Below are 5,498 nucleotides of genomic sequence, written 5' to 3' on the forward strand. Positions count from 1 at the left end.
CAAGCGCGTAGAAATCCACAAGGACGAGATCGTCGTCGTGTTCCGTGTCGATCCGCAACCGCCGGTTCGCGGCAGCGAAAATTCGACCGACTCAGACGCAGGAGAGAAAAGTATGCAACATTGTAGGAGGCGTAAGCACACCACCCTGCGGCGTGCCCTGCGTCCGCGACACCATTTCCTGCCCCCTCATCATTGGCGCCTTCAACCAGCGTTCGACGTACAGCTCCACCCATGTGCAACGGGCATGCTGCCGCACCGCTTTCATCATGAGTTCGTGATCAACGTGGTCAAACGCACCTTTGATGTCAAATTCCAGTACCCAATCGTATTTCCAGCAACGGCTCCGGACAGCAGCAATCGCATCCAGCGCCGACCTTGAAGGACGGTAAGCATAGGAATCCGGATGGAAACAGGGCTCTACCTGCGCTTCAAGATAATTGCGCACAACCGCTTGGGCAACGCGGTCCGCCACTGTTGGAATTCCCAGTAACCGCTTGCGATTCTTGTCATTGCCCTTCGGAATTTCCACGCCGCGCACCGGCGGGGGGAAGTAGCTCCCTGAAGACATCCGGTTCCACAGCTTGTACAGATTGCGTCCAAGCCGCTCTTCAAATGCCTCGATGGTTTGCCCATCCACACCATGCGCGCCATGGTTCGCTTTCACCTGAAGCCATGCTGCCCACACAGACTGCTTCGTTATTGCAAACGGCCGGGCTCGACTCATCGGCTCATCCCATTCTCTGGTTGGCCGACGGGACTTGCCGGATGACGCATTCCCTTCGCTCCGCCCCCATTACGAGGCTTCACCGCTACTACGAAATGCTCCGTCCCTGTACCCCGCATCGGTACTCTCGCTTTCTTCGAGTCCTTCAAATCAAGCTTCTCCCTTCGCATCGAGATGACAGGTTCCTATGTTCCGTTCAATCGCCTGGAGTAACGTCACGCCGTCTATATGCCGGTCGCCACCAAGCCAGTCATCAGGCTCCCGCTTGGTTTGTCCCAGGGTGCAGCGTGGACCCTGGTTTTGACGACGGGTGGAAAAAGCTATCGACACCTCATCGACGGTTCGCTTGCGCTCGTCTCGTTATTCCATACCTGACGCATTCACTGCGCCTTTTCTTCAACGCTCACCACCACGTCTCTTAAACGCAGCAGCTTGAAGTGGTTTAATGCCTTCTCCTGAAAGACGGCATCGAGGGGCCCACCCTCATCGATCAAACAGCTTTCATAGCACACACGCCGCCGCTTTTTTTGCGATTTCAAGTTCCATCTGTAGACGCTTGTTCTCAGCCCGCAGGCGTGACAGTTCCATCTGCTCCGGCGTGACAACCTTTGTCCCCGCGCCATTGAGCTTGCCTGCCTCATCGGCCTTGAGCCAGTTACGCAGCGACTGGTGTGAAATCCCCAGTTCGCGAGCGACGTCCCGCGCGCTTTGCCCGTCCTTCACTCGCTGTACCGCGAGCGTCCTGAACTCGGCGGTGTATGCCTGCTTTGGTATTTTGAACATCGATTCTTTCCTTCCTTCGGGTCGAGTTTACACACGACCTGCTGGAAGGCGAAATTTCGGGGGAAGCTCAATCCCCGTGGATTCTTGCGAAGAGCAAAGTGCATTAAGGTAAGTTTCTCTCCACCAGGGTAGGTCTTGAGTTTTGATATTGTCCAGCAGTTTGGCGTGCCGCTTTTGACGTTCCGCCAAGGACATGGTCAAGGCACATAGGTATGCTTTGGCAATGGCAGTTCGATTCTTAGGGGGCACCAGAAGCGATTCACTGAGTTGAGTGGCCGAACCTGCACCGGTTGATAGCACAAGAACGCCAGGATTTTCTGGCTTCTGCGCAGCGATGTATTCTTTAGCCACGAGGTTCATGCCATCCGCCACGGGGGTAACGACACCTACCTGACTCATGCAATAAATTTCAGGCAGTGCGTTGCGATCCACCGAATCGTTGAAGTACATCACGGGCTTCCAATCAACAGTGCCAAACTGGTCGTTGATCTCGTCCACCAGTTTCCTAGTTTTTTCGCTTAACTTGGCATACGCGGGAACACATAGTCGTGTGGGTGCTGCGATCTGAACGAATGTGACGCTGTTCCGTAGGTCTGGGTGAGCATCCAGCAATTCATGGAAGGCTTTTAGACGCTTGGGTACCCCCTTACTGTAGTCCAGCCGATCAACGCCGACCATAAGCATGCGCCTACCTGACTCATTACGGACGTCGTCAAGGATTGCTTCTGAGGCACTGCTTGGCTGAAGCGCCCTAAGATTCTCGACATCAATGCCGATCGGAAAGGCTTGGATACGGGCTTTCCTCCCGAAAGCTCTCAAATCACGTTCGTTCAACCGTTGACCGACGCCTTCGGTTTCCGCGTACAAGCGGAGGTTCTCCACGTCTTTAGGGCACTGCATCCCGACGAGATCGTATGACATCAAGCCCTCCATCAATTTCCGATGTTGGGGAATTTGTTTGATGATATCGGGAGGCGGGAGCGGGATGTGATTGAAAAAACCTATTCTTTGTTGGCATCCGAGCGCACGTAACGCTTGCGCAAAAGGAATGAGATGGTAGTCGTGAACCCATAGGATGTCACTTTTTCTGAGCAAGGGGGCCAGTTTTGAGGCGAACATTTTATTGACAGTCTCATAATCTTCAAAGTACTCGGGGTTAAGGTCGGCAAAATTTACTTTTTCGTGAAAAACAGGCCAAAGCACAGAGTTAGAAAAGCCCGCATAGTAACCATCGTGAAGCTTCTTGCTCAAATCAACTTGTGCCAATGTCGTCCGTCCGAAGGATTCGGTTCGAACGCTAGTCACTTCGGAGGCGTCGGATGTTTTACCGCTCCAGCCGAACCATAGTCCTTCGGTGTTATGCATCATTTCGCCAAGCGCAACTGCAAGCCCACCTGAAGCAGGTTTGTTCGGATCTATAAGCCGGTTCGATACCACTACCAGGCGGCGATCTGAACTTGGCGGTGCTGATGCCTCAGATTTTGATCGAAACAGCTCGGAGCCCTTTCCACCCAAGATGTTCCGTCGCGGCGCTTCTGGCAGCCCCTCAAACTGCGAAGGTCCGGACCGAGGAAGATCAGGCTTCTGAAGTGCCTCGCTTTGTGTGGTTGCGAATGTGTCGAAGGGGTCGCGATTAATTGTCGGCGAATAAATAGAGGGAGTTGCACTGTTGAACATGGAATTAATACCTCTGAACCGCCCCGGGTTTCCCGGAGGCTGTTTTGCTTGAGTCACGCCGCGATAGCGGACCCAGCGAGTTTTGAATAATAGGCGGCTTCCGCCTCGGCAGGTGGAATGTTGCCGATGGGGCCGAAGAGCCACCGACGATTGTTGAACCAGTCAACCCATTCGAGCGTCGCCAGCTCAACCGCCTGCGGATTGCGCCACGGTCCGAGGCGATGGATCACCTCTGCCTTGTACAAGCCGTTGATCGTTTCAGCCAGTGCGTTATCGTAGGAGTCGCCCACGCTGCCCACTGACGGCTCGATGCCAGCCTCGACCAGCCGATCCGTATAGCGGATTGATACGCCTTGCACGCCGCGGTCGCTGTGATGGATCAGCCCGCCCTGCTGCACCGGCTGTCGCTCGTACAAGGCCTGCTCCAGTGCGTCCAGAACGAAGTCCGTGCGCGCCGAACTCGACACACGCCAGCCGACAATGCGTCGGGCGAACACGTCGATGATGAACGCGACATAGACGAAGCCCTGCCAGCTCGATAGTGGAGTAAGAGACCGGACGTAGTCGAGCTATCTCCCGGCCTCTCCTCCCCGAACCGGACTTGCACCTCTCAGCGCATCCGGCTCTCCATTCAAGCGTTGCTCATAGCAAAGGCGACATCGGCATAGCGCGATTCGATGGTGCTGCGTGTCTCGTCGCGCATGATGTACGGATTTTCCGACGGGCTACGCCACCTGAACTGGCTCTTCCGACTGGTAACAAGACGCCGAAGCGCCACCGTCCCATACCAACCCCGACTATTCTGGCCTTGAAGCAGCCATGTCTTGGCCTGTCCCGGTTCTGGCGCACGCACATGATCGCGCATCAGCGACCTGAACCCGCGCCGATACCTGCGCGCGAGCCAGTAGCCGAATTTCCAGAAGACCGTGCGGTCCAGTTTTCTGAACATGGTGGCCGTGAAGTCGGTGTATTGGTAGAAGGCAGCCCAGCCGGTGATCTGCCGGTTCAGGCTTTCCATCAGGTCCATCCGGTTCATGCCGTAGTTGCCCGACAGTTGCTTGACTAGCCGCTCGGCAAAGCCCCGATACTTCTCCCACGGAATCGTCGTCACAGGTCGCATGCGACCGCGTGAACCACGCTTGCGGACGATCCGGTGACCGAGGAAGACGAAGCCATCGTTCACATGCGTGATATGGGTCTTCTCCATATTCAGCGTGAGCTTCAGGTCGCCTTCGAGGACCTCGCGGCATGCTTCGCGCACTGCCTCGGCATGTTCACGAGTTCCCTTGACCACAATCACAAAGTCATCTGCATACCGACAGTAGGCAACAGCTGGTTTCCACTGCCGGTTCTCTCGTACCGTAATGGGGCGCTGTTTGAGAATGGCGAAGTTCCACGCCCACCGATCCTTCCGCACCTTCTTGTTCAGGTAGTTCCTTTCCATCCACACATCGAATTCGTGCAGCGTGATGTTGGATAGCAGGGGTGAGAGGACACCGCCCTGGGGAACGCCTTCACTCGCGGCACGAAACAGATCACGATCAACGCAGCCCGCCTTGATGAACTTCCACAGCAGGGCAAGGAAACGCTGGTCGGCAACGCGCTTGCGGATTCCCTTTAGAAGCAGACGATGATGAACGGTGTCGAAGTAGCTGGCGAGGTCGCCCTCTATAACCCAGCGCCCGGCGACACTTTGTTCGCCACCGTCCTGCAACTGAAGCTTCACCGTGCGAATTGCATGATGTACGCTACGGGCAGGCCTAAAACCATATGAAGCCGGGTGGAAATCGCTCTCCCATATCGGCTCCATCGCCATCAGCATGGCCCGTTGCGCGATCCGATCCCGCAGGCTCGGAATGCCGAGCGGCCTGAGCTTGCCGTTCGCTTTCGGTATGTACACGCGTCGCGCAGGCAGCGGACTATACGAGCCCGCCAACAGTTCGTCGCGTATCGTCGCCAGTTCATGCTGGAGATTCGCCTTCATCATGCGCCTGTCAACACCGTCCACTCCTGGTGTGCGGGCTCCGCTGGATGCCAGCGTAATGCGAGCCGCTTCGCTCAGCCAATCCCTGTCGGCAATCAGTCTCAGGAGTCGATCGAACTTGCGCTCTTTGTTCTCCGTCGACCATGTCGCCAGTTTGCTTTGCATTTCACTGATTATCAAAGGTCTTCACCTCACTATGGTCAGTTACTCACACGTCAGCAATATAGCTGACAGATTGATGCCTAAAAAATGACCGAACAAGGCACGGATCGCGGCTAATTTGTGAAAGCTGCTCGTGAATTTTTGAGCCCAGCTTTTCACCTTTTTGAA

General features: G+C 55.5%; 3 protein-coding genes and 3 pseudogenes. All 6 read right to left on the reverse strand.

What is annotated here, in order from left to right:
• Window positions 1-91: 91 nt before the first annotated feature.
• Window positions 92-664, reverse strand: coding sequence for a reverse transcriptase domain-containing protein (locus AB4Y42_RS43360; RefSeq protein WP_368697781.1), 573 nt, complete (start codon window positions 662-664; stop codon window positions 92-94).
• A gap of 579 nt (window positions 665-1,243) precedes the next feature.
• Window positions 1,244-1,507: pseudogene (locus AB4Y42_RS43365) on the reverse strand (transposase); the annotation flags it as partial.
• A gap of 27 nt (window positions 1,508-1,534) precedes the next feature.
• Window positions 1,535-3,184 (reverse strand): trehalose-6-phosphate synthase, encoded by a 1,650-nt coding sequence (locus AB4Y42_RS43370; protein WP_368692938.1) that lies wholly within the window; start codon window positions 3,182-3,184, stop codon window positions 1,535-1,537.
• 53 nt (window positions 3,185-3,237) lie between these two features.
• Window positions 3,238-3,726 (reverse strand): annotated as a pseudogene (locus AB4Y42_RS43375) (DDE-type integrase/transposase/recombinase); the annotation flags it as partial.
• A gap of 89 nt (window positions 3,727-3,815) precedes the next feature.
• On the reverse strand, window positions 3,816-5,348 hold the full coding sequence (gene ltrA, locus AB4Y42_RS43380) for a group II intron reverse transcriptase/maturase (protein WP_368692937.1): 1,533 nt from the start codon (window positions 5,346-5,348) through the stop codon (window positions 3,816-3,818).
• 28 nt (window positions 5,349-5,376) lie between these two features.
• Window positions 5,377-5,498: pseudogene (locus AB4Y42_RS43385) on the reverse strand (IS630 family transposase); the annotation flags it as partial.

The organism is Paraburkholderia sp. EG286B, from assembly GCF_040965655.1.
Classification (GTDB): Bacteria; Pseudomonadota; Gammaproteobacteria; order Burkholderiales; family Burkholderiaceae; genus Paraburkholderia.

Coding starts and splice junctions, on each gene's coding strand:
- AB4Y42_RS43370 (WP_368692938.1), bottom strand. CDS start 3,184: ATGTTCAACAGTGCAACTCCCTCTATTTATTCGCCGACAATTAATCGC.